This is a genomic window from Leifsonia sp. 2MCAF36, assembly GCF_052115525.1.
In the GTDB taxonomy this organism is placed as follows: Bacteria; Actinomycetota; Actinomycetes; order Actinomycetales; family Microbacteriaceae; genus Leifsonia.
The window spans coordinates 50,087-72,128 of the sequence record NZ_JBFRGV010000011.1 but is presented as its reverse complement, the minus strand read 5'-3'; the positions used below and the strand labels follow the sequence as shown (position 1 = coordinate 72,128).

Genomic DNA, 22,042 nt, shown 5'->3' with positions numbered 1-22,042 from the left:
TGGTGTGCGAAGGTGCAACCATGCTCTCCCCGCAGACACTGAGCGAAAGCGACCGCCGTGTCGTCGCCGCGTGGGCCGCGGACTGCGCCGAGCGCGTCCTGGTCCTGTTCGAGCAAGAAGCTCCAGACGATCACCGGGCTCGGGACGGGATCGCCCGCGCCCGAGCCTTCGCCCGCGGGGAACTCCAAGCGGCGGGCGAGATCCGACGCCGCTTCGTCGCCGGCCGCGCTGCCCGATCCGCCACGTCCCCAGCGGGGAAAGCGGCGGCCCGGGCGGCCGGGCAAGCGTCTGGCGTCGCCCACATGGGAGCGCACGCCCTCGGCGCCGCCGCGTACGCTGCTCGAGCGGCTGAACTGGCTGCACCGGGGGCCGGTGTCCAGGAGATCGCGTGGCAGGTCGAGAACATGAGCCAGCCGGTGAGAGCCGCCCTCCGACAGTTACCGATGCTCGGCGCGGACTCGTCGGGCCCACTCGGTTCCGGGCTCCTCGCCTCGGGTGCTCTCGGGGAGAACATCCGGACCCTCCAGTCGGCTCTCAACAAAGCTCCGTGAGTCGTCGGGGTTGGTGCTCCGGGAACCACGGCGGTCGAGTGGCGCTGTCGGCCGGAGAGTCGACGGGATCCGGGCGCGCCCCGACTCAGTGATGAGACGGGGCGCACTCCCCCCGGATGGCGGCTTCGGGTGCCGACCCGTATCCCCGCTTAAAACATACGGACTTACCGGTTTGCTCGCAAGTGGACATCAAGCGGACGTCAGACGGACGTGAGAGCCGGTCGCAGAGCGTCCCAGAGCCGAGCGACATCAGTCGGCAGGCCCTCCAGTGTTCCGACCTCGTCCGCGATCATGTAGGCGCCGAAGAAACCGTGGACGGCGACGCGCGCGATCGCGTCGGCATCCACTCCGGTCAGACCCCGGTCGTCGATCTCCTCCTGCAGCAGGCCACCGATGATGCCCACCCAGCGGTCGTACGGATTCTCCTCCGGCGCCGGCGGGAACACCGTCTGGGTGAGCTTCATCGCCGCGCGGACCCGGACCTCCCCGACGAACACCGCCGCCACCCGCTGCGTCAGTTCCTCGGCCGCGGCCAGCCCGCGCAACCCCGACTCGGCGACCCCACCGATGATCACCGGCCAGTTGGCGTACTTGTCGGCGACGAGGGCCTGCGCGATGTCGAGCTTGGACCGGAAGTGGAAGTACACGGCCCCCTTAGTCGCGCCCGTCCGCTCCACGATCCGCTCCAGCCGGGCGCCCTCGTAGCCATGCTCGTCGAACTCCGCCGCCGCGGCGTCCAGAATGGCGAACCGCGTGCGCTCGGCGCGTTCCTGTCTCGCCATGTGCGCGTCGCCCGTCTCCCGAAGTGGTGTGGATGAGATGACGATAGCGCGCGTGCGGCGGCGGGATGAGAAGGGGAGACCGCGACGTCGGGGGCCGGTGGTTGGATGGGCGTGTGCTCCTCGACACGCTCGTGACGACGGCCGAGACCGTCGCCTCCACCCGGTCCCGCCTGGCGAAGGTGGATGCGCTTGCCGCGCTGCTCGGTCGCCTCGACCCGGAGGAGATCGCGCCGGCGGTCGGCTTCCTCGTCGGCAAGGCCCGGCAGGGCAGGGTCGGCGTCGGCTGGCGAGGCCTGAGCGGGGCGATCGGGGATCCCGCCGCCGAGGCGACGCTGACCGTGGACGACCTGGATGCGCTCCTCGATCGGCTCGCCGCCCTCTCGGGCGCCGGCTCCGCCGGCGAGCGCAACCGCGAACTGCGCTCGTTCACCGAACGGGCGACCGTACGTGAGCAGGACTTCGTCGCCCGCGTCCTCCTGGGCGAGATGCGCACGGGTGCACTCGAGGGCGTGCTGATGGACGCGATCGCCCGCGCATCCGGGCGCAACGGTGACACCGTCCGCCGCGCCGCGATGCTGTCCGGCGACCTCGGCGAGACGGCCCGCCTGGCGCTGACCGGCAGCGTCGACGAGCTGGATGCGGTCGGCCTGGTGGTCGGACGGCCCGTGCTGCCGATGCTCGCGGCGTCCGCTGCCAGCCCCACGGAGGCGCTCGCGACGACGGGGACGGCGTCGGTCGAGTACAAGCTCGACGGCGCGCGCATCCAGGTGCACCGGCACGGCGACGAGGTGCGCGTCTTCACCCGCAACCTCGCCGACATCACGCATCGGCTGCCAGAGGTGGTCGAGGTGGTGCGACGACTGCCGGTGCGGGATGTGATCCTCGACGGCGAGACCCTCTCCCTGGATGAGGAGGGCGCGCCGCGGCCGTTCCAGGAAACGATGTCGCGCTTTGCGCGGTGGAGCTCAGAGGCGGCGCGGAGCGACGCCGCGACCCCAGCGCCGAAGGAGCCTGCGACTGAGGTTACCGAGGCCGCCAGGGAGTCCGTGCTGCATCCCTGGTTCTTCGACGTGCTGCATGTGGATGGGCGCGACCTGCTCGACGAACCGTTGAGCGTCCGCCTGGCCGAACTGGAGCGGGTGGCCGGCGAGCACCGCATCCCGGGCGATGTCACCGACGACCCGATCGTCGCGGAGCGCGTCTCGCGGGACGCACTGGCGGCCGGCCAGGAGGGCGTGGTCGTCAAGGCGATCGACTCGCCCTACGCGGCGGGTCGCCGCGGGTCCAGCTGGATCAAGGTGAAGCCCGTCCACACGTACGACCTGGTCGTGCTGGCCGTGGAGTGGGGGTCGGGCCGGCGTCAGGGGCTGCTGTCGAACATCCACCTGGGCGCCCGCGACCCCGAGGGAGCATTCGGCGAGCCGGGCGGTTTCGTCATGGTGGGCAAGACGTTCAAGGGACTCACCGACAAACTGCTGGCCTGGCAGACCGAGCACTTCCAGGAGATCGAGGTGCGACGGACGGCCGGGACGGTGTGGGTGGCGCCGACGACGGTGGTCGAGATCGCGATCGACGGCGTGCAGCGTTCCAGCCGATACCCGGGTGGGATCGCGCTCCGGTTCGCCCGCGTGAAGCGCTACCGCGACGACAAGGACGCGGGCGAGGCCGACACCATCGCGACGCTGCGGTCCCTGCTGCGCGAATAGCCACGGCCTGGCCCGGCCGGGGGCGACGGAGGACGCGAGACGTCGGAAGGTCCCGGATGCCTCCCTTTCCTGCGACCCCGCGGCGTGGCGGGGGAAGTTCCTCCCCTTCCCCCGCGGCACCTCGGGCCACGGCGTCTCTATCCTTCCCCTCAGGCGCCGGCCGCCCTGGGCGAGAACGGAGGAGTTCCCGGGCAGAGAGGACCAAATGCGGGGAAACGGAGGACTTTGCGGCGCTGTTGGCCCAGCACTCCTCCGTTTCCGACAGCCGGCAACCGACAGCCGGGGGCAGACGGCCGGGCACTCGCGCGCCCCTGGGTACGATGACCGCATGACGACCTCGACCCCCGGCTGGGGCATCCTCGGAACGGGTGGCATCGCGGCCGCCATGACCCGCGACCTGCAGCTGGACGGGCACACCGTCGCCGCGGTCGGCTCCCGCTCGAGCGAGTCTGCAGTACGGTTCGCCGCGGCCAACGCCATCCAGCGCTCGCACGGCAGCTACGAAGACCTTGTGGCCGATCCGGACGTCGACATCGCCTACATCGCGACGCCGCACCCGCAGCACGCCCCGAATGCCCTGCTCGCGCTGGCAGCGGGCAAGCACGTGCTGGTCGAGAAGCCGTTCACGATGAATCGCCGGGAGGCGCAGCAGGTCGCCGACGCCGCAGAGGCCGGCGGCCTGGTGGCGCTGGAGGCCATGTGGACCCGCTGGCTGCCCCACATCGAGCGGCTGCAGGAGATCATCAGCGACGGTACGCTCGGCGAGCTGCGCTCGGTCGTCGCCCATCACGCCCAACGGGTCAGCCCGGACCCGGAGGGCCGCATGCTGAACCGGTCCCTGGGCGGTGGCGCGCTGCTCGACCTCGGCATCTACCCGGTGTCGTTCGCCTGGGATGTGCTCGGCGCCCCGAGCGAAGTCCTCGCCCTCTCCACGCCGACGGCGACAGGTGTGGACCGGCAGACCTCGATCCTGCTCGGCTACGAGAGCGGCGCCCAGGCCGCCCTGACGACCGAGCTCGACGCCGCCGGCGACAACAGTGCCATCGTCGTCGGGACGGACGCGCGCGTCGAGCTGGACGCCACCTTCTTCGCGCCCACCAGCTTCCGGGTGGTCGACTCGAAGGGCCACGTCATCGAGACGTACGAGTCGCGCATCGACGGGCGGGGGATGCAGTACCAGGCGCGCGCGATCGAGCGGCTCATCGCGGCGGGAGGCGGAGAGGATGCGCGGCTGCCGCTCTCGCAGTCCGTCGCCATCATGGGCACCCTCGACACCATCCGCGAGCGCATCGGTCTCGAATACGAATGACCCCGAAGCCCTTCCGCGTGCCACGCGCCCAGAGTTAGAGTGCGGCGAGGGCCACTGGCCCGGCGCGAAGGAGCATCCACGATGACCGATCTCTCCGGCAGGCGGGCCCTCGTCACGGGAGGCGCGAGCGGAATCGGGCTGGCGTGCGCTGAGGCGTTCGCCGCCGCGGGAGCGCGCGTGACCATCGCCGACCTCAACGGCGACGCGGCGCGCGACGTGGCGCAGCGGATCGGCGGCGAGGCGTGGGAGGTCGACCTGTCCGACACCGCCGCCCTGGCGGACGTGTCGGTGGAGACCGACATCCTCGTCAACAACGCCGGCATCCAGCACGTCCGTCCCCTCCCCGAGTTCGAGCCGGAGACCTTCGCGCTCATGCTGCGGATCATGGTGGAGGCGCCGTTCCTCCTCATCCGCGCCGCGCTGCCCGGGATGTACGACCGCGGGTTCGGCCGCGTCATCAACATCTCCAGCGTCCACGGACTCCGCGCCTCCGAGTTCAAGTCGGCGTACGTGACCGCCAAGCACGCGCTGGAAGGGCTCTCCAAGACCACGGCACTGGAGGGCGGCCCGCACGGCGTCACCTCGAACTGCATCAACCCCGGCTACGTCCGGACGCCGCTCGTCGAGAAGCAGATCGCCGACCAGGCTCGCCTGCACGGCATCCCGGAGGATGAGGTGGTCGAGAAGGTCATGCTGACCGAGGCGGCGATCAAACGGCTGGTCGAGCCGGCGGAGGTGGGCAGCCTCGCCCTGTGGCTGGCGGGCGAGAACGCCGGGATGGTGACCGGCGCGAGCTACACGATGGACGGCGGCTGGAGCGCCCGGTGACGGCCTACAGCACGCTGGCTGCGCCCGTCGACGGGGGTGAGCTGGCCGTCGGGGTGTGGAACCCGGACGCTGCGGGCACGCCGCTGCTCGCGGTCCACGGCATCACGGCCAGCCACCGCGCGTGGCGTCTGGTCGCCGAGGCACTGCCCGAGACGCGTGTGATCGCGCCCGACCTGCGCGGCCGTGGCCGCAGCTCCGGCCTCCCGGCGCCTTTCGAGCTGCAGCAGCACGCCGACGACCTGGCCCGCGTGCTGGACGCGGCGGGAGTCGACCGGGCCGTCGTCGCCGGCCACTCGATGGGCGGTTTCGTCGCGGTCCGCCTCGCCGAGCGGCACCCCGATCGTGTGCAGCGCCTGGTTCTCATCGACGGCGGTCTGCCCATCCCGACTCCCCCCGGCGTGGCTCCGGAGGACGTCCCGGCGATGGTGCTCGGGCCGGCGCTCGCGCGGCTGCGGATGAGGTTCGCGTCGGCCGAGGAGTACGAGCAGTTCTGGCGCGCACATCCCGCGATCGGACCGTGGTGGAACCCCGAGATCGCGGACTACGTCGCCTACGACCTGGTCGGCGAGCCGCCGCAGCTGCGCTCCAGCGCGGACCCGGAGGCCGTCTCCGTGAACGCGCTCGAACTCGACGGCTCCGTCGGCTACGCGGAGGCCCTCGCCGCCCTCGACCTGCCGATCGACGTCATCCGGGCTCCCCGCGGGCTGCTCGACGGCCCCCCGCTCTACGACCCCGCCGTGATCGACGACTGGCGCCAGAGGATGCCCGGGATGCGCATCCACGAAGCCGACGACGTCAACCATTACACGATCGTCATGACGGATGCGGGAGTGCGCCAGGTGCTGCCGCTGCTCGATCACACCACCCATTCCGACCCGAAGGAGACCCCCGCATGACCGGAACGCTGCTGCCCGGCATCGACGCCCGCGCCGTCCGCACCGACCGCTACACCGCCAACATCCTCGAGCGGCCGGCCGACGGCGACCCGCTCCAGACCGTGCTGTTCGTGCACGGCAACGTGTCGTCGTCGCTGTTCTGGCAGCCGCTGATGCTGTCCCTCCCGGCCGGAGTGCGCGCACTCGCGGTCGACCTGCGCGGCTTCGGCGACAGCGAGACCCTGCCGGTGGATGCGACCCGCGGCGTCCGCGACTTCTCCGACGACGTCGCGTCGGTCGCCGACGCGCTCGGCCTGGGCGCCGTCCACATCGTCGGGTGGAGTATGGGCGGCGGCGTGGTGATGCAGCTGCAACTCGACCGGCCCGACCTCGTCGCCAGCCTCACCCTCGTGTCGCCCGTCTCGCCGTACGGCTTCGGTGGGACGGCGCCCGACGGCTCGCTGCTCAACCCGGAGGCATCCGGCACCGGGGGCGGGGGCGCGAACCCGGACTTCGTGGCGCGACTGCAGGCGGGCGACACCGGAGAGGAGTCGCCGACCTCGCCGCGCGCGGTCTACCGCTCGTCGTACGTGGCGCCGGGGTTTGTCTCCGAGTACGAAGACCTGTGGGTGGAGTCGATGCTGTCGACGGCGACGGGGCCGGACAACTACCCGGGCGACGCCTCCGCGTCCGAGCACTGGCCCGGTTTCGGGCCGGGAACCCGCGGCGTCCTGAACACGATGGCCCCGACGTATTTCGACACCTCCGGCATCGTGGAGGCGGCCGCCAAGCCGCCGATCCTGTGGATCCACGGGGATGTGGATGCGATCGTCGGCGACGCCTCCTTCTTCGACCTCAACCAGCTGGGCGCAGCGGGCGTCATCCCCGGCTGGCCGGGCGAGGAGGTCGCCCCGCCGCAGCCGATGCTCGCGCAGACCCGCGCGGTGCTCGAGCGCTACGCCTCCGCCGGCGGCCGCATCAGGGAGGTCGTGTTCGAGAACTGCGGGCACTCGGCGCACATCGAGAAGCCGGACGAGTTCTGCGCCGAACTGCTCGCCTGGATCACCTGACGGCGGCCGCCCAATGGCGACAAGATGTCGCAACTCGGCGGCGATAGCAGCAACGAATCACGGCTCGCGGCTTACACGTGTCGGGCCGAGCCGAAGGTGCCACGGGCGACGCCGAGCATGCCCTCGACCGCGCGGGCCAGGACCGGGGCGCGGTCGCCGGCGGCACCCCAGCGCACGAGGGCCTGCGCGTTCAGTCCGTCGATCATCCCGAGCAGCTGCCACGCCGTCTGCGCCGGGTCATCGGTGATGAAGGCACTGTCGGCAACGCCCTCCTCCACGATCGCGAGGATGAGCGCCTGCCAGGCATCCATCTGGGCGCGGACCGCCGCGGCGAGCGCCTCGTTGCGACGGCCGAGAGCCCACGCCTCCACCCAGACCAGGGTGACGTCGTCGCGGGTCCCGTCGAGGAGCGTGCGGAGCAGCAGGGTCAGGCGGCCGGTCGCATCGTCCGCACGCGCGAGCAGGATGCGGACCTCGGTCAACTCGGCGCCGACGACGGCCGCGAATGCCGACGCGACCAGTTCGTCCATCGCCGGGTTGTAGTGCGCGACCAGCGCGGGTGTGACGCCGGCTCGGGCGGCAACCGCCCGGAGGGTCACCGCCGCCAGGCCGTCATCCAGCGCCAGGTCGCGCGCGGCCGTTGCAAGTTCGGCGCGTCGCTCCTCGGGCGGTCGGCGGGATGCTCTTGACATTGTTCGCCCAGTATAGGTACCTTCAGGTCATCTATTGATCATTTGATCAACAAGAGATCGTCGACCGACGGAGGACACGATGACCTGGCGCATGCCCGCCGAGACCGCTCCCCACGAGCGCACCTGGATGGCCTTCCCCCGAGCGGGCATCACCCTCGGAGACGACGCCGCGTCGGCGGAAGAGGCCTACGCCGCCTGGACTGCGGTGGCGCACGCCGTCGCCGAATACGAGCCGATCACCATGGTGGTCGACCCCAGCGAGCGGGAACGGGCACGACGGATGCTCGGCAGCCACGTCGAGCAGGTGGAGGCGCCGCTCGACGAGTTCTGGATGCGCGACTTCGGCCCGACCTTCGTCCTCGACGATGAGCGACCCGGTGTGCTGGGCGCCGTCGACTGGACGTTCAACGGCTGGGGTGACCCGGAATGGGCCGAGTGGCGGAAGTCCGCTGAGATCGCACGCTTCGTCGCCGCTCGGACCGGCGCCGAGCTGGTCAGCTCGCTCCTCGTGAACGAGGGCGGCGGCATCCACGTCGACGGCGAAGGCACCGTTCTGCTCACCGAGACGGTGCAGCTCGACCCGCGCCGCAACAAGTACGCGGACAAGGAGCGTGTGGAGGCGGAGCTCGCCCGCACCATCGGCACCAGCCACGCGATCTGGCTGCCCCGCGGCCTCACCCGCGACTACGACGACTTCGGGACGAACGGCCACGTCGACATCGTGGCGACCATCCCCTCCCCCGGCACCCTGCTGCTGCACACCCAGCGCGACCCCGAGCACCCGGACTTCGCCGTGTCCCGCGACTTGCACGCCCTGCTGTCGCAGACGACGGACGCCGCGGGCCGCAGCTGGGACATCGTCGACCTCCCGGCGCCTGCGACCCTCCGCGACGACGAGGGTTTCGTCGACTGGAGCTATGTCAACCACCTCGTGGTCAACGACGGCATCGTGGCCTGCGGTTTCGGGGAGGAGCGGGCGGACGCGGAGGCGACGGAGATCCTGGAGGCCGTGTACCCGGGCCGCCGCGTGACCATGATCGACTCCCGGCCGATCTTCGAACGCGGCGGAGGCATCCACTGCATCACCCAGCAGCAACCCGCCCTTTCGACTGTTCAGGAGATGGCCCGATGACGTTCGATGTTATGGAGGCGTCCATCGCCGACCTGCGCAGGGAGCTGGAGACCGGCCGCGCGACGAGCGAGGGACTCCTCGACGCCTACCTGGCACGAATCGAGGCCTACGACACCTCGGGGCCGACGCTCAACGCTGTCGTGGTCCACAACCCGGAAGCCCGCGCCGACGCTCGCGCCTCCGACGAACGCCGGGCACGCGGCGAGACGCTCGGGCCGCTCGACGGCATCCCGTACACCGCGAAGGACAGCTACCTGGCCCGCGGGCTGACGGCGGCAGCGGGCTCACCGGCGTTCGAGCACCTGGTCGCGCAACGGGACGCCTTCACCATCGAGCGGTTGCGCGCGGGCGGCGCGATCCTGATCGGGCTGACGAACATGCCGCCGATGGCGGCCGGGGGGATGCAGCGCGGCGTCTACGGGCGCGCCGAGTCCGCCTACAACGGCGACTACCTGACCGCAGCCTTCGCCTCGGGGTCCTCCAACGGCTCCGGCACCGCGACGGCGGCCAGCTTCGCCGCTTTCGGGCTGGGCGAGGAGACCTGGTCGTCCGGCCGCGCCCCCGCATCCAACAACGCTCTCTGCGCCTACACGCCGTCGCGAGGCATCATTTCGGTGCGCGGCAACTGGCCTCTTGTGCCGACGATGGATGTGGTGGTGCCGCACACGCGCACCATGGCCGACCTGCTCGAAGTGCTGGATGTGATCGTCGCCGACGACCCGGAGACGCGCGGCGACTTCTGGCGGGCGCAGCCGTGGGTGGCGCTTCCCGCGGCCTCGGAGCTGCGGCCGGCGTCCTATCCGGGGCTGGCCGAGGGCGGCTCGCTCGCCGGGCGCCGGTTCGGCGTGCCACGGATGTACATCAACGCCGACCCCGAGGCGGGAACGGCGGAGCACCCGGGAATCGGCGGCCCCACCGGGCAGCGCATCGAGACGCGGGCGTCTGTCGTCGCGCTCTGGGAGGCGGCGCGGCGCGACCTCGAGGCGGCGGGTGCCACCGTCGTCGAGGTGGATTTCCCCGTGGTCAGCAACTACGAGGGCGACCGGCCGGGCACGCCCACCATCGGGACGCGCGGCCTCGTGACGCCGGAATTCCTGCAGCGGGAGATCGTCGACCTCTCCGCGTGGGCCTGGGACGACTTCCTCGCGGCGAACGGCGATCCGGCGCTGAACACCCTCGCCGACGTCGACGGCGCGCAGGTCTTCCCCCAGCCCGAGGGCGCCCTTCCCGACCGCTACGACGGCTTCGAAGACGACATCGCGGGCTACCCCGCCTGGGTGCGCGCGCATCCCGGCACGACGCTCGACGCCATCCCGGAGCTCGCCGATGGGCTGCGCGGGCTGGAGGAGACGCGCCGCGTCGACCTGGAGGAGTGGATGGACGGACTCGGCCTCGACGCCGTGATCTTCCCAGCGGTCGCCGACGTGGCCCCCGCCGACATGGATGTGAACCCCGCCTCCGCCGACGTCGGCTGGCGGAACGGGATCTGGGTCGCCAACGGCAACCTCGTGCCGCGTCACCTCGGCATCCCCACGGTCACGGTCCCACTCGGCACCATGGCCGACATCGGGATGCCGGTCGGGCTGACCTTCGCGGGCCGTGCGTACGACGACGCGTCGCTGCTGTCGCTTGCGGCCGCCTTCGAGGCCACGGGTCGGCGGCGCACGGAGCCGCCGCGCACGCCGCGCCTGCCGTAGCGATCCGACCCTGCAGCGACGAACGCGCACGGCGGGTACGTCGCGCGGGGGACACGGATACGGCCAGCGGCGGATGCGTCGGCTCACGGGCGGCTGCGAGCGTGGAACCATGCACTCCACAAAGTCGCGCGTCCTCGGCGCCGCGCTGTCCGTCGCCGCCGCATCCCTCGCCCTGAGCGTCGCGCTCTCCGGCTGCACCGCGAGCACCGTCGGTGCACTGGCGAAGCCTGCGAGCGGGGGAGGCTCGCAGCACGGTGGACCCATGCCGGCCGGGTCGCTGCCGGGCGGCGGCGTGCGCCTGACCGACGAGGACGGCTACATCGCCGACGGCTCCTCCCTGCCACTCGACAGCGACCTCCCGGCCGTGACCCGCCTCGACCCGAAGCTGCGCTCCGCCCTGCAGGACGCCCAGCAGGCGATGCGGGAGGAGGGCAGCGGCGCCGCGATCACGATCGCGGACGGCTGGCGTTCGGAGCGCTACCAGGAGCACCTGTTCGCCCAGGCGGTGCGCGACTACGGCAGCGAGGAGGAGGCGGAGAAGTGGGTGAAGCGCGGAAGCGACTCGGCCCACGTCCGCGGCGAGGCGGTCGACATCGCGGATGCGGGCGCGATGGACTACCTCAACCGGTACGGCTCCGCCTGGGGTCTCTGCCAGGTGTACGCGAATGAGGCGTGGCACTTCGAGCTGCGCACGCGTCGCGGCGGCGACTGCCCGGCGCAGTCGCCCGACGGGCGCGGCTGAGCTGGGCCTGCCGACCTGGGCCTGCCGACTTGGGCCTCAGGCCGGATGCCGGCTGGTGGACGGGAGCCGGAACAGCTGCCGGGTCGCATCCTCGATCGTCTCCGGCGTCCCGGAATCGAGCTCCTGGATGAGGAGCTCGTACTGCTCGCGGACGTCGTCCCAGTCGATCTGGAGATCCTCGAACGCGACGACCACGCTGTAGCCGAGCGCTGTCGCGGTCTGCTCGACCAGCCGCGTGAGCATCGGGTTGGGGCACATGGCGACGAGGGCGATGTAGTACTCGGACACTCGCTCGATGAACGCGTTACGTTCGCCCCTTCCGATCGCAGCCGTCGCCGGTCGGAGCCGCTCGATCAGCCGCTCTCGCTGCTCCCCCGTCGCCTCCCGCATGGTGATCACGGTCACCCCGGCGACCAGCACGCCGATGGTCTGCAGGTAGTGCGCAGCATCCTCGGGCCGTGGCCGCACGACCCTGGTGTGCGCCTGGGGTGCTGTCTCGATGAACCCTTCGAGGGTGAGCGCGTAGAGGGCCTGCCGGATCGGCGTCCGGGAGATGCCGAGCCAGTTCTGCAGCTCCGTGTCGTCGAGGCGCTCACCGGGTCGCAGTTCACCGCTGAGGATCGCCTCCCGGATGGCGTCGTAGGCTCGGTCGCGGATGAGCCGGCGCGGAGTCGGACCGTCGATGGGGTCGGGAATGGGCACGGTCATCTCCAATTGCACCGGCTCGCCACGTTTCGGGATACGGGAGACACGAGTCGGTGCGTCTGCGGGGTCCAATGTAGCCGCGCGTTCGCGATTCGCACACCACATTCGGGCTCGAAATTGTTCCTCTAGATTGTTGTTTCAATTGCCGCTAGGTTGCTGGAGTCGGCAACCCCCAATCTGCCGGCGCCTTCGAATGAGTGCTGGTGCCTCCGCCCCCGGGCGGAGGCACCAGCATTTCGCCCCATCGACATCGCCCTGAGTAGGGTGACCGGGTGAAGACTCTCGCGACCGACCGGCTCGACCTTCGCCCCTGGTCGCTCGCCGACGCGGACTTCGCCTTCGACCTCTACTCGCGGTGGGAGGTGCAACGGTACGTGGGCCGAACTCCCCGGGTGATGACCGACCGGGCGGATGCACTCGCTCTCGTCCAACGCCTCGGTGGCTTCGAGCACCCGGTGCACGGCTTCTGGGTCGTGGTTCCCCGCGAGGCCGAAAGACCCGTGGGCACGATCCTGCTCAAGTCCATTCCCGCGTCGGGAACTACCGAGCCGCTCGAGCCCTCCGGGGACACCGAGATCGGCTGGCACTTTCACCCGGACGCCTGGGGTAACGGCTACGCGACAGAAGCTGCATCGGCGGTCCTGGAGCGCGCCTTCGGCGCGGGGCTGCCGAAGGTGGTCGCCGTGACCCGGACCGATAACACCGCCTCGCAGCGGGTGTGCGAGCGAATCGGGATGAGGTATGAAGGCCTGACCGACCGCTACTACAACACGGAGTGCGACCTCTTCGTGCGCGAAGCCGGTACGTGATGCGAGTGCGCGTCTACATTCGCGGCGAATATCGATTCTGCCTGCGGATACCGCACATTCGGCACGAATGCGAGCGGTACTGGGCGCCAGTAAGCTGGAGCGCGTGTCCAAGGTTCTGAGCAGTCTGCCCGTCGGTGAGCGAGTCGGTATCGCGTTCTCGGGAGGGCTCGACACCTCCTGCGCGGTCGCGTGGATGCGCGAGAAGGGCGCGGTGCCCTGCACCTACACCGCCGACATCGGGCAGTACGACGAGCCGGACATCGCGGCCGTCCCCGGTCGCGCCAAGGAGTACGGCGCCGAGATCGCCCGGCTGGTGGATGCGAAGCGTGCGCTCGTCGAAGAGGGCCTGATCGCCCTGCAGTGCGGCGCGTTCCACATCCGCTCGGGCGGCAAGACCTACTTCAACACGACGCCCCTGGGCCGCGCGGTCACCGGCGTCCTGCTGGTGCGCGCCATGATGGACGACGGCGTCGAGATCTGGGGCGACGGGTCCACCTACAAGGGCAACGACATCGAGCGGTTCTACCGCTACGGCCTCATCGCCAACCCGCGCCTGCGCATCTACAAGCCGTGGCTCGACTCCGCTTTCGTGGAGGAGCTGGGCGGCCGCAAAGAGATGAGCGAGTGGCTCGTCGCGCGCGGCTTCCCGTACCGCGACGCGACCGAGAAGGCGTACTCGACGGACGCCAACATCTGGGGCGCGACCCACGAGGCGAAGCGCCTGGAGGAGTTGGATGCCGGGCTCGACATCGTCGACCCGATCATGGGCGTCGCCGCCTGGCGCGACGACGTGGACGTCACTCCGGAGACCGTGTCCCTCCGCTTCGAGGCCGGTCGACCCGTCGCCATCAACGGCGTCGAGTTCGACGACCCGGTGGAGCTGGTGCTGGAGGCGAACGCGATCGGCGGCCGGCACGGTCTGGGCGCCTCCGACCAGATCGAGAACCGCATCATCGAGGCGAAGAGCCGCGGCATCTACGAGGCGCCGGGCATGGCGCTGCTGCACATCGTCTACGAGCGCCTGCTGAACGCGATCCACAACGAGGACACGGTCGCCAACTACCACAACGAGGGTCGCCGCCTCGGCCGCCTGATGTACGAGGGCCGCTGGCTGGACCCGCAGTCGCTGATGCTGCGCGAGTCCCTGCAGCGCTGGGTCGGCTCCGCGATCACCGGCGAGGTCACCCTCCGTCTGCGACGCGGCGACGACTACACGATCCTCGACACCTCGGGTCCGGCGCTCAGCTACCACCCCGAGAAGCTGTCGATGGAGCGGGTCGGCAACTCCGCGTTCGGCCCAGGCGACCGCATCGGGCAGCTGACGATGCGGAACCTCGACATCGCCGACTCCCGCTCGCGCCTGGAGCAGTACGCGGCGTCCGGGCTCATCGGCGGCCCGACGGGCGAACTCGTCGGCGAGCTGGAGTCGGGACGCGCTCGCGCGATCCTGGAGGGCGTCGAGCCCGTCGACGAGGAGCTGTCGCGCGAGATCGACCTCAGCTCCGAGGGCGCCGCGTTCGACTCCGGCACCGACTGAGCCGTCCGTGCGGCGCCTCGAGCGCCGCATCCGGCTTTCCCTCCGTACGATGAGGGTATGGACACGCGCGCGGCGGAGGCGGAGGAGCACCGCCCCGAGAACTGGCCGCTCGGCCGGCTGCTCGGGGCCGCATCCCGTACCGTCGAGCGCGCGTGGGCCGAGGCGCTGGAGCAGCGCGGCCTCACCCACGCCGGCCTGATCGTGCTGCACCTGCTCGAACTCGGCTTCGACTCGCAGTCGGACCTGGCGAGGATGGCCCAGGTCGAACCGCAGACGATGTCACGGACCGTCGACCGGCTGGTGCGGGAGGGACTCGTCACCCGGACGCCGGACCCGGTCGATCGCAGGCGGCACGTCCTCGCGATCACCGATGAGGGCCGCATCGCCTTCGCGGGGGTGCGGGGTCTCGAGGACGAGGTCTTCCCCGACGTCGCCGACCCGGCCGCGCTGCGCGCCGCCCTGCTGCAGATCGTCTCCGCCCGGTCATGACCGCATCCCACCGCGTCGCCGTGCTGGTGCTGGAGGGCGCGAAGCCGCTCGACGTCGGCATCCCGGCGCAGGTGTTCTCACACCGGCCGAGCATGCCGTACGAGGTGCGGGTGTGCGGGGCGGGGCCCGGACTCGTCACGGGCGGCGACGGCCTGTCGTACCACGTGGCCGAGGGCCTGGAGGCGCTTGCGCAGGCCGATACGGTGTTCGTCCCCGGGTACCGCAACCCCGGCTCGGCCGACCCGCCCGCCGCCGTCGTGGGCGCGCTGCTGGCGGCGCATGAGCGCGGTGCCCGGCTGGCCGCCATCTCGACCGGCGCGTTCGCCCTGGCGGCGACCGGCCTGCTCGACGGCAAGCGGGCCACCACCCACTGGCACTACACGCGGGCGCTGGCGGAGCGGCATCCACTCGTCCGGGTGGACGAGAACGTGCTCTTCGTCGACGAGGGCGACATTCTCACCTCGGCGGGTGCAGCCTCGGGCATCGACCTCTGCCTGCACCTGGTCCGCCGGGACCACGGCGTCGGCCTGTCGAACCGGGTGGCCCGGCGACTGGTGGCGGCCCCGTACCGGAGCGGCGGGCAGGCGCAGTACGTGCCGCGCAGCGTGCCGGAGCCGCTGGGCGACCTCTTCGCCGGCACCCGCGACTGGGCGCTCGCCCACCTCTCCGAGCAGCTGACGCTGGAGGAGCTCGCCCGCAACGCCAACGTCTCCGCACGGACGTTCTCGAGACGATTCGTCGAGGACACCGGCTACACCCCGATGCAGTGGGTGCTGCGCGCCCGCGTCGACGTGGCGCGCGAGCTGCTGGAGCGCACGGACCTGGGCGTGGAGCAGATCGCTGCCCGGGTGGGGCTGGGGACCGGTGCGAACCTGCGCCTGCACTTCCAGCGCATCCTCGGGACGTCGCCCACCGAGTACCGGCGCACGTTCTCCGCCTGACGCGACCTCTCCCGCCCGCCTCTTCTGCCGAGTTGCGACATGATGTCGCAACTCGGCGCCCGAAGCGACATCCACTCGCGACTCGACGCCCGGTGGGCGGGACGGTGGCGGGATGCTTGCGAGGTGTGGCGTGATGTCTGGCGAGATACTTTCGTGCCGTGGCGTTCGCGCCTCTGGCGAGGCGGGCGGGACCCACGGAGCATGGATGCGGCACACGAAAGGAACCCCATGACCCGCATCGCCATCAACGGCTTCGGCCGCATCGGCCGCAACACCCTCCGCGCCCTGCTCGAGCGCGACTCCGACCTCGAGGTCGTCGCCATCAACGACCTGACCGCACCTGCGACGCTCGCGCACCTGCTGAAGTACGACAGCTCCCTCGGCCGCCTCGGCCGCACCGTCGAGGTCGACGGCGACGCTTTGGTCGTCGACGGCCAGCGCATCCGCGTGCTGGCCGAGCGCGAGCCGGCCGCCCTCCCCTGGTCCGAGCTGGGGGTGGATGTGGTGCTCGAGTCCACCGGACGATTCACCTCCGCGGAGGCCTCCCGCGCCCACCTCGCCGCAGGCGCCAAGCGCGTCCTGGTGAGCGCGCCCGCCGACGGCGCGGACGTGACCCTCGCGTACGGCGTCAACACCGACGCCTTCGACCCGGAGCGCCACGTCATCGTCTCCAATGCGTCCTGCACGACGAACGCGCTGGCTCCGCTCGCCAAGGTCCTCGACGACCTGGCCGGCATCGAGCACGGCTTCATGACGACCGTGCACGCCTACACGCAGGAGCAGAACCTGCAGGACGGCCCGCACCGCGACCTCCGCCGTGCCCGCGCGGCCGCGGTGAACATCGTTCCGACGACGACCGGCGCGGCGAAGGCCATCGGGCTGGTGCTGCCGCAGCTGGACGGCAAGCTGTCGGGTGACTCCATCCGCGTCCCCGTTCCGGTCGGCTCCATCGTGGAACTCAACACGACGGTTGCGCGTGACGTGACCAGGGACGAGGTGCTCGCCGCGTACCGCGCGGCCGCGGACGGCCCGCTGCGCGGCATCCTGGACTACGCGGACGAGCCGCTCGTCTCCAGTGACATCACCGGGCAGCCGGCCTCGTCCATCTTCGACGCCGCACTCACCCGCGTCGACGGACGGCACATCAAGGTCGTGGCCTGGTACGACAACGAGTGGGGCTTCTCCAACCGCGTCGTCGACACGCTGGAGCTGCTGGCGAGCGCCTGACCGCCACGGAGGCCGCAGCCGACGTCACTCGGCCGCGCGCGGCACCTTCACGGTGAGGCTGGACGGGTCGACCCACGTCCGGAGCGCGGACGCGCGACCGAACAGGTCGCCGTCCAGTTCCACCTCTTCCGGTCGGCTCAGCCGCATGATGAACTCGCTGCCTTTGAAATAGTTCATCGCCCGCACCTCACGGTCGGCGCCCATCAGGCGCCGGCCGACGGTGGTCCGCCGGAGGACGCCGTTCTCCCAGAAGATCTTGACGGCGATCTGCACCCAGCCGACGAAACCCTCGGGCCGCAGGACGACGATGTCGAACTCGCCGTCGTCGACCGCCGCGTCCGGGAGCAGTAGGACGTTGGCGGGCAGCGACCCGCAGTTTCCGATCAGGACGGTGTGGGCACGCGCCGAGTGCCGGGTGCCCTTGTCGAGCTGGTAGCGGATGCGGAGCTCGTTCTTGTCGCGGAGCACCTTGCCCATCGCCTTCACGTAGGCGAGCCAGCCGTGCCGCGCCTTCAGGTCGTCGTCGGTCGCAGCGATCATGCGGGCGTCGATCCCGACCCCCGCCATCACCAGGTACGCGTGCCGACGGATGGGGTCGGTGCCCTCTCGGAGCTCGACGACGCCCATGTCGATCTTCCGATCGCCGCCGTCGAAGGCGGAGTCGAGGGCGTTCACGACGTCGTCGAGGGTCAGGTCGAGGTTGCGGGCGAGCAGGTTGCCGGTCCCGGAGGGCAGCAGCGCGATCGGCACCCCGGTGCCGCGGAGCGTCTCGGCGACCGTGCGCACCGTGCCGTCGCCGCCGGCCGCGATCACGACATCGACGCCGCGCTCCAGAGCCTCCGTGGCCTGGCCGGTTCCCGGGTCGTTCTCGGTCGTCTCCAGCCAGAGCGTCTCCGCCCATCCCCACCGCTTCTCGGCTTCGGCGAGCGCCGCGCGCAGCGCCGGCTCATCCACCTTCACCGGGTTCACGACGATCGCGGCGGTCCTCGGTTGCTCGGGCATATCCCGGACAGTACCGGCGGACGGGCGGGTGCGGAAGCGGGTCGGCCGGATGGGCCGGAGGGATGTGCGTCAGCCCTTCCCGTGGCCCTTGTCCGGACCGCCGCCCGGGCCCTTGCCCGGACCCGGCTTGGGCTTCGGGTCCGGCTTCGCAGGCGCCTGCTGCGCGGGCTGCTCCGGGACGGTCGGGGCCGGCTGCACCGTCGTAGGCGTCACGGCAGGGGCCACGGTGGCGGGCGGCGCCTGCACGCTCGGGGTCGGTCGCGGAGTGGTGGGAACGGTCTGCGGCTCCTCGGCCGGTGCCATCATGCTGCCGAGCGCGAGCGTGGAGACGACCACCAGGGCGGCGCCCGCCGCAACGCCGCCCGCGACGACGCCCCGCCGGCGGGTCAGCTTCCGCAGCCGCGGCGGCACACGTCGGGATGCGGCAGGCAGGACGCGCGTCGGCGCGGCCTGTTCCGCTTCCCCGCCGATCATGGCCGCATCCGCCGCCGACAGCGGCATCGTCGGCTGCAAAGCGGAGGGGACGATGGCCTCGGCCGGGTCGGGCACCCAGCCCACCAGCTGCGGGGCCAGCTCCCGAGCCATCACGGCGACCTCCACCGCGGTCGGCCGCAGCCCGGGCTCGCGAGCCGTCATCGCACCGATGAGACCGCGCCAGTCCTCCGGAAGGGATGCGGGGATGCGCGGGTCGCGCGCCGCTCGCGCCGCCACAGCCTCGACCGGGCTGCCCGGGTATTCGCGCACCCCGGTCAGCGCCTCCAGCAGCACCAGCCCGAGCGAGTAGATGTCCGCCGCAGGCCCCGGCTCTCCGCCGAAGACCTGCTCGGGGCTGAGGTAGCCGGCGGTGCCGATCACTGTGCCGATGGTCGTGATCCGCTCCGACCCGACAAGGTGAGCGATGCCGAAGTCGGCGAGCTTCACGACCGGACGGGCCCCGGGCACGCTGGAGTCGGCGAACAGGATGTTGCCCGGCTTGAGGTCCCGGTGCACCATGCCCGCCTCGTGCACGACGACGAGCGCCTCCGCGATCGCGGCCGCAACCTCGACCGCCTCCTCCTCGGGGAGCGGCCCGCGCTCCAGCCTGCTGCGGAGGTCCTCGCCGTCCACCAGCTCCATCACCAGGAAGGTCGGGGTGGAGTCGCCGTCCGCGGCGAGGTGCGCGTCGTGGAGGGCCACCAGGTGCGGGTGGCTCAGCCGGGCCAGCATGGTGGCCTCGATGCGGCGACGGGCGTCGTCCACCGCCGTCCCCGACGGGAACACCTTCACGGCGACCTCGCGGTCCAGGCGAAGGTCGCGCGCACGGAACACCGTCGCCATCCCGCCACGACCCAATCGGTCGTGCAACTCGTATCGCTCGAGGAGCACTCGTTCGTCCACCGCGCGAGCATACGCGCCGAACCCGTGTCCGTGAATCCGCCGACAGTAAGGTCCACCCCCGTTGCATCCGGGGCGTTCGAGGGGGTCACTGGGGAGGGTGAAGCACGAACCGGAAGCGACTCCCCCCGACACGGGTGTTCTGGAGGCGCTCCAGGTCTATCGTGCGGCGGAGGCGGCGATGCGTCGCCGCACGGGGTCCGCCATGGGCATCGGGGAGAACGACCTGCTCGCGCTCCGTCTCATCCTCGACAACACGGCCCTGGCGCGTCCGACCTTTGCCAAGGACATCAGCGCCTACCTCGGCGTCTCGAGCGCATCCACGACGCTGCTGATCGACCGGTTGGTCCGCGACGGCTTCGTCGAGCGCCGACCGAGCCGCATCGACAAGCGGTCGGTGGAGTTGCTCCCCACCCGCGCTGCCCTCGGCGAGACCGGGCCGCTGCTCGCGGCCGCACAGGAGCAGATCGCGGCGGCCACGGCCGAACTGAGTGCTGACGAGGCGGAAACGGTCACCCGATTCCTCACCAGGATGCGTGAGACCGTCGACCGGATCGCAGCGGAACGCGTCGCTAGGACGAAACACACCTGAAGTCAAGGGGATTGCTAGGCAATTGAAGTAGTTGTTCAGTGGAGCGCGTCTAGGAAAGGACACTTCTCCATGAACATCCTGCTCATTGTTGTCGCGATCATCGCGATCATCCTGCTGCTCACCGGTGGGTTCGTTTCCTCACTGAACTTCCTCCTCTGGGTTGGAATCATCCTGCTCGTGCTGGCCGTGATCGTTTGGCTGGTGCGGCTGCTCACGGGGAGCCGGCGAGTCTAGGCCGGAGCCACCCATGAGTCTCGGCGCAGGGATCTTCCTCGTCGTGGTGGGCGCGATCCTCGCGTTCGCCCTCAACATCCAGGTCAGCTGGATCGACCTGCACCTGGTGGGGTACATCCTGATGGTGGCCGGCGTCATCGGCATCATCATCGGGATCGTGCTGATCACCCGGCGTCGCACCTCCGTCGCCACCACCCGCACGGCCGTCGATCCTGCGACGGGCGAGCGGATCACGCGCCGGTCGGGCGAGTCGGACGACATCGTCTGACACCCTTCCTCTCGGAAAACAGAAGACCCCGTGCCCTGCGGCACGGGGTCTTCTGCATGCGGGCTCTTCGCGCCCGGGTCACTCCATGGTGTCGAGGATGCCCGCCAGGTCGTCGAACGTGGTGAGCGGATTGAGGACGGCGAACCGCGTGTTCGGGCGTCCCGCGTGCGAGCTCGGCGTCACGAAGGCGCGCTGCTCCTCCAGCAGGCGTGCGGACCACACCGCGTAGTCCTCCTTGCTCCAGCCCTCACGCTCGAAGACCACGACGGACAGCTGCGGCCGGCGCACCAGCCGGAACCCGTCGCGGCGCTCGATCTCGTCGGCGATCTGCTCCGCCAGCCGAATGGATGCGCTGACCGCGTCACGATAGGCGGCCGCACCGTGCGTGGCGAGCGAGAACCAGAACGGCAGCCCCCGCGCCCGCCGGGTGAGGTGCGCCGCGTAGTCCGACGGGCTCCACTCGTTGTTCTCCGTCAGGGTGTCCAGGTACTCGGCGTGCTGGGTATGTGCGCGCCGGCCCGCCTCCGGGTCCCGGTAGATCAGGGCGCAGGCGTCGAACGGCGCGAACAGCCACTTGTGCGGGTCCACGATCACGGAGTCGGCCTGCTCCACCCCGGCGAACCGGTGCCGCGCGAGCGGCGACAGCATTCCGGCGAGTCCGTACGCGCCGTCGACGTGCAGCCAGAAGGAGAAGTCCGATTTCAGCGCGGCGACGGACGCGATGTCGTCGACGACGCCGAAGTTGGTGGAGCCGCCGGTCGCGACCACCGCGAACACCGCATCGCCGTACTCCTCGAGCGCGGGTCGCACCGCCTCTCCGGTCAGGACGCCGGATTCGCCCGGCGAGACGGCGACGACGTCCACATCCATCACCCGGGCTGCCGACGAGATCGAGGAGTGCGCCTCCGCGCTGCAGACGATCACCCAGCGGCCGGACGGATTGCCGCGCTCGGTCCGGGCCGCGTCGCGCGCGGCGACCAGCGCGGACAGGTTTCCGAGCGTCCCGCCCTGGACGAAGACGCCCCCGGCGGTCGGCGGCAGGCCGAACTCGGCGGCCAGCCAGGAGAGCACCTGGTTCTCGGCGTACACCGCCCCGGAGCCCTCCAGCCACGAGCCGCCGTAGACGGCGCTCGCCGAGACGACCAGGTCGAACGCGGTCGCCGCTTTCGTCGGCGCGGTCGGGATGAACGACAGGTAGCGCGGGTGGTCGGTGGTGATGCACGCGGGCGCGAGCACGTGCTCGAACAGGGCGAGGGCGCGCTCGGCCCCGATACCCGTCTCGGAGACGGTCTGGCCGGCGAGCCGGCGCAGTTCGAACTCCGGCAGCGGCTTGTCGAGCGGCGTGTCTTCGCTCAGGATGCGGCGGCGCGAGTAGTCGAGCACGAGGTCGACGAGTTCCCGGGTTTCGGGCGTGACTGCGTGCATGCGGTCGTGGAGCGGTGCGGGCTTCTGGGACATGGAACCTCCGACGGACATGCTT

23 protein-coding genes are annotated in these 22,042 nt (G+C 71.0%); 17 read left to right on the top strand and 6 right to left on the bottom strand.

Annotated features, from left to right (window positions below; genetic code table 11):
* Window positions 1–20 precede the first annotated feature (20 nt).
* Window positions 21–551 carry a putative immunity protein gene (locus AB4079_RS16405; RefSeq protein ID WP_441788387.1) on the top strand — a complete coding sequence of 177 codons (531 nt, stop codon included), beginning with the start codon at window positions 21–23 and terminating at the stop codon, window positions 549–551.
* Window positions 552–751: 200 nt separating this feature from the next.
* Here AB4079_RS16405 and AB4079_RS16400 read toward each other — a convergent pair whose 3' ends face one another.
* A complete protein-coding gene (locus AB4079_RS16400; protein ID WP_441788386.1) occupies window positions 752–1,333 on the bottom strand; it encodes a TetR family transcriptional regulator in 582 nt (193 codons plus the stop codon).
* A 113-nt stretch (window positions 1,334–1,446) separates the two neighbouring features.
* On the opposite strand from AB4079_RS16400, the gene AB4079_RS16395 reads away from it, so the two are divergent.
* The 5 genes from AB4079_RS16395 to AB4079_RS16375 all read left to right on the top strand — a co-directional run bounded on the left by AB4079_RS16395 (window position 1,447) and on the right by AB4079_RS16375 (window position 7,121).
* Window positions 1,447–3,039 (top strand): ATP-dependent DNA ligase, encoded by a 1,593-nt coding sequence (locus AB4079_RS16395; RefSeq protein WP_441788385.1) that lies wholly within the window; start codon window positions 1,447–1,449, stop codon window positions 3,037–3,039.
* A 328-nt stretch (window positions 3,040–3,367) separates the two neighbouring features.
* Window positions 3,368–4,348: a Gfo/Idh/MocA family protein gene (locus tag AB4079_RS16390; RefSeq protein WP_441788384.1), complete on the top strand. Its 981-nt coding sequence runs from the start codon at window positions 3,368–3,370 to the stop codon at window positions 4,346–4,348.
* An 81-nt stretch (window positions 4,349–4,429) separates the two neighbouring features.
* Complete coding sequence (locus AB4079_RS16385) at window positions 4,430–5,176, top strand: 3-hydroxybutyrate dehydrogenase (protein WP_441788383.1); 747 nt, start codon at window positions 4,430–4,432, stop codon at window positions 5,174–5,176.
* The gene (locus tag AB4079_RS16380) at window positions 5,173–6,072 is read left to right on the top strand and encodes an alpha/beta fold hydrolase (RefSeq protein WP_441788382.1); all 900 of its coding nucleotides are present in this window, start codon (window positions 5,173–5,175) and stop codon (window positions 6,070–6,072) included. Before AB4079_RS16385 ends, AB4079_RS16380 begins: the two co-directional genes overlap by 4 nt.
* Window positions 6,069–7,121: an alpha/beta fold hydrolase gene (locus AB4079_RS16375; RefSeq protein ID WP_441788381.1), complete on the top strand. Its 1,053-nt coding sequence runs from the start codon at window positions 6,069–6,071 to the stop codon at window positions 7,119–7,121. The genes AB4079_RS16380 and AB4079_RS16375 overlap by 4 nt, the downstream gene beginning before the upstream one ends.
* A 71-nt stretch (window positions 7,122–7,192) precedes the next feature.
* On the opposite strand, the gene AB4079_RS16370 is transcribed toward AB4079_RS16375, so the two are convergent.
* Window positions 7,193–7,813 carry a TetR/AcrR family transcriptional regulator gene (locus AB4079_RS16370; protein WP_441788380.1) on the bottom strand — a complete coding sequence of 207 codons (621 nt, stop codon included), beginning with the start codon at window positions 7,811–7,813 and terminating at the stop codon, window positions 7,193–7,195.
* A 79-nt stretch (window positions 7,814–7,892) separates the two neighbouring features.
* Here AB4079_RS16370 and AB4079_RS16365 point away from each other — a divergent pair, with 79 nt between their 5' ends.
* The 3 genes from AB4079_RS16365 to AB4079_RS16355 all read left to right on the top strand — a co-directional run bounded on the left by AB4079_RS16365 (window position 7,893) and on the right by AB4079_RS16355 (window position 11,384).
* On the top strand, window positions 7,893–8,945 hold the full coding sequence (locus AB4079_RS16365; protein WP_441788379.1) for an agmatine deiminase family protein: 1,053 nt from the start codon (window positions 7,893–7,895) through the stop codon (window positions 8,943–8,945).
* The gene (locus tag AB4079_RS16360; RefSeq protein ID WP_441788378.1) at window positions 8,942–10,642 is read left to right on the top strand and encodes an amidase; all 1,701 of its coding nucleotides are present in this window, start codon (window positions 8,942–8,944) and stop codon (window positions 10,640–10,642) included. The genes AB4079_RS16365 and AB4079_RS16360 overlap by 4 nt, the downstream gene beginning before the upstream one ends.
* A gap of 109 nt (window positions 10,643–10,751) precedes the next feature.
* Window positions 10,752–11,384, top strand: a complete 633-nt coding sequence (locus tag AB4079_RS16355; protein WP_441788377.1) for a M15 family metallopeptidase — start codon at window positions 10,752–10,754, stop codon at window positions 11,382–11,384.
* A gap of 36 nt (window positions 11,385–11,420) precedes the next feature.
* Here AB4079_RS16355 and AB4079_RS16350 read toward each other — a convergent pair whose 3' ends face one another.
* Window positions 11,421–12,092, bottom strand: coding sequence for a GntR family transcriptional regulator (locus AB4079_RS16350; RefSeq protein ID WP_441788376.1), 672 nt, complete (start codon window positions 12,090–12,092; stop codon window positions 11,421–11,423).
* Window positions 12,093–12,361: 269 nt separating this feature from the next.
* On the opposite strand from AB4079_RS16350, the gene AB4079_RS16345 reads away from it, so the two are divergent.
* From AB4079_RS16345 to gap, 5 genes are all read left to right on the top strand, one after another.
* Window positions 12,362–12,898: a GNAT family N-acetyltransferase gene (locus AB4079_RS16345; RefSeq protein WP_441788375.1), complete on the top strand. Its 537-nt coding sequence runs from the start codon at window positions 12,362–12,364 to the stop codon at window positions 12,896–12,898.
* Window positions 12,899–13,001: 103 nt separating this feature from the next.
* Window positions 13,002–14,435, top strand: coding sequence for an argininosuccinate synthase (gene argG, locus AB4079_RS16340; RefSeq protein ID WP_441788374.1), 1,434 nt, complete (start codon window positions 13,002–13,004; stop codon window positions 14,433–14,435).
* Between the two features lie 57 nt (window positions 14,436–14,492).
* Window positions 14,493–14,924, top strand: a complete 432-nt coding sequence (locus AB4079_RS16335; RefSeq protein WP_441788373.1) for a MarR family winged helix-turn-helix transcriptional regulator — start codon at window positions 14,493–14,495, stop codon at window positions 14,922–14,924.
* Entirely contained in the window at window positions 14,921–15,865 is a 945-nt protein-coding gene (locus AB4079_RS16330) for a GlxA family transcriptional regulator (protein ID WP_441788372.1), read from the top strand. The genes AB4079_RS16335 and AB4079_RS16330 overlap by 4 nt, the downstream gene beginning before the upstream one ends.
* 228 nt (window positions 15,866–16,093) lie before the next feature.
* On the top strand, window positions 16,094–17,092 hold the full coding sequence (gap, locus tag AB4079_RS16325; protein WP_441788371.1) for a type I glyceraldehyde-3-phosphate dehydrogenase: 999 nt from the start codon (window positions 16,094–16,096) through the stop codon (window positions 17,090–17,092).
* Between the two features lie 24 nt (window positions 17,093–17,116).
* Here the strand turns inward: gap and AB4079_RS16320 are convergent, their stop codons facing one another.
* Window positions 17,117–18,094 (bottom strand): diacylglycerol/lipid kinase family protein, encoded by a 978-nt coding sequence (locus tag AB4079_RS16320; RefSeq protein WP_441788370.1) that lies wholly within the window; start codon window positions 18,092–18,094, stop codon window positions 17,117–17,119.
* A gap of 69 nt (window positions 18,095–18,163) precedes the next feature.
* Complete coding sequence (locus AB4079_RS16315) at window positions 18,164–19,471, bottom strand: serine/threonine-protein kinase (RefSeq protein ID WP_441788369.1); 1,308 nt, start codon at window positions 19,469–19,471, stop codon at window positions 18,164–18,166.
* 97 nt (window positions 19,472–19,568) lie between these two features.
* On the opposite strand from AB4079_RS16315, the gene AB4079_RS16310 reads away from it, so the two are divergent.
* The 3 genes from AB4079_RS16310 to AB4079_RS16300 all read left to right on the top strand — a co-directional run bounded on the left by AB4079_RS16310 (window position 19,569) and on the right by AB4079_RS16300 (window position 20,562).
* Entirely contained in the window at window positions 19,569–20,060 is a 492-nt protein-coding gene (locus AB4079_RS16310) for a MarR family winged helix-turn-helix transcriptional regulator (protein ID WP_441788368.1), read from the top strand.
* Between the two features lie 69 nt (window positions 20,061–20,129).
* Window positions 20,130–20,294, top strand: coding sequence for a hypothetical protein (locus AB4079_RS16305; protein WP_374009423.1), 165 nt, complete (start codon window positions 20,130–20,132; stop codon window positions 20,292–20,294).
* Window positions 20,295–20,307: 13 nt separating this feature from the next.
* Entirely contained in the window at window positions 20,308–20,562 is a 255-nt protein-coding gene (locus tag AB4079_RS16300) for a DUF6458 family protein (protein WP_441788367.1), read from the top strand.
* Window positions 20,563–20,640: 78 nt separating this feature from the next.
* Here the strand turns inward: AB4079_RS16300 and AB4079_RS16295 are convergent, their stop codons facing one another.
* Window positions 20,641–22,038 (bottom strand): pyridoxal phosphate-dependent decarboxylase family protein, encoded by a 1,398-nt coding sequence (locus tag AB4079_RS16295; RefSeq protein WP_441788366.1) that lies wholly within the window; start codon window positions 22,036–22,038, stop codon window positions 20,641–20,643.
* Between the last annotated feature and the right edge of the window lie 4 nt (window positions 22,039–22,042).

Excerpts from the sequence above, each read along its gene's own strand:
- AB4079_RS16375 (WP_441788381.1), top strand. The coding sequence starts at position 6,069 with ATGACCGGAACGCTGCTGCCCGGCATCGACGCCCGCGCCGTCCGCACC.
- AB4079_RS16320 (WP_441788370.1), bottom strand. The coding sequence starts at position 18,094 with ATGCCCGAGCAACCGAGGACCGCCGCGATCGTCGTGAACCCGGTGAAG.
- AB4079_RS16355 (WP_441788377.1), top strand. The coding sequence starts at position 10,752 with ATGCACTCCACAAAGTCGCGCGTCCTCGGCGCCGCGCTGTCCGTCGCC.
- AB4079_RS16330 (WP_441788372.1), top strand. The coding sequence starts at position 14,921 with ATGACCGCATCCCACCGCGTCGCCGTGCTGGTGCTGGAGGGCGCGAAG.
- AB4079_RS16350 (WP_441788376.1), bottom strand. The coding sequence starts at position 12,092 with ATGACCGTGCCCATTCCCGACCCCATCGACGGTCCGACTCCGCGCCGG.
- AB4079_RS16295 (WP_441788366.1), bottom strand. The coding sequence starts at position 22,038 with ATGTCCGTCGGAGGTTCCATGTCCCAGAAGCCCGCACCGCTCCACGAC.
- AB4079_RS16405 (WP_441788387.1), top strand. The coding sequence starts at position 21 with ATGCTCTCCCCGCAGACACTGAGCGAAAGCGACCGCCGTGTCGTCGCC.
- AB4079_RS16370 (WP_441788380.1), bottom strand. The coding sequence starts at position 7,813 with ATGTCAAGAGCATCCCGCCGACCGCCCGAGGAGCGACGCGCCGAACTT.
- AB4079_RS16305 (WP_374009423.1), top strand. The coding sequence starts at position 20,130 with ATGAACATCCTGCTCATTGTTGTCGCGATCATCGCGATCATCCTGCTG.
- AB4079_RS16385 (WP_441788383.1), top strand. The coding sequence starts at position 4,430 with ATGACCGATCTCTCCGGCAGGCGGGCCCTCGTCACGGGAGGCGCGAGC.
- AB4079_RS16365 (WP_441788379.1), top strand. The coding sequence starts at position 7,893 with ATGACCTGGCGCATGCCCGCCGAGACCGCTCCCCACGAGCGCACCTGG.
- AB4079_RS16360 (WP_441788378.1), top strand. The coding sequence starts at position 8,942 with ATGACGTTCGATGTTATGGAGGCGTCCATCGCCGACCTGCGCAGGGAG.
- AB4079_RS16300 (WP_441788367.1), top strand. The coding sequence starts at position 20,308 with ATGAGTCTCGGCGCAGGGATCTTCCTCGTCGTGGTGGGCGCGATCCTC.
- AB4079_RS16390 (WP_441788384.1), top strand. The coding sequence starts at position 3,368 with ATGACGACCTCGACCCCCGGCTGGGGCATCCTCGGAACGGGTGGCATC.
- gap (WP_441788371.1), top strand. The coding sequence starts at position 16,094 with ATGACCCGCATCGCCATCAACGGCTTCGGCCGCATCGGCCGCAACACC.
- AB4079_RS16335 (WP_441788373.1), top strand. The coding sequence starts at position 14,493 with ATGGACACGCGCGCGGCGGAGGCGGAGGAGCACCGCCCCGAGAACTGG.
- AB4079_RS16400 (WP_441788386.1), bottom strand. The coding sequence starts at position 1,333 with ATGGCGAGACAGGAACGCGCCGAGCGCACGCGGTTCGCCATTCTGGAC.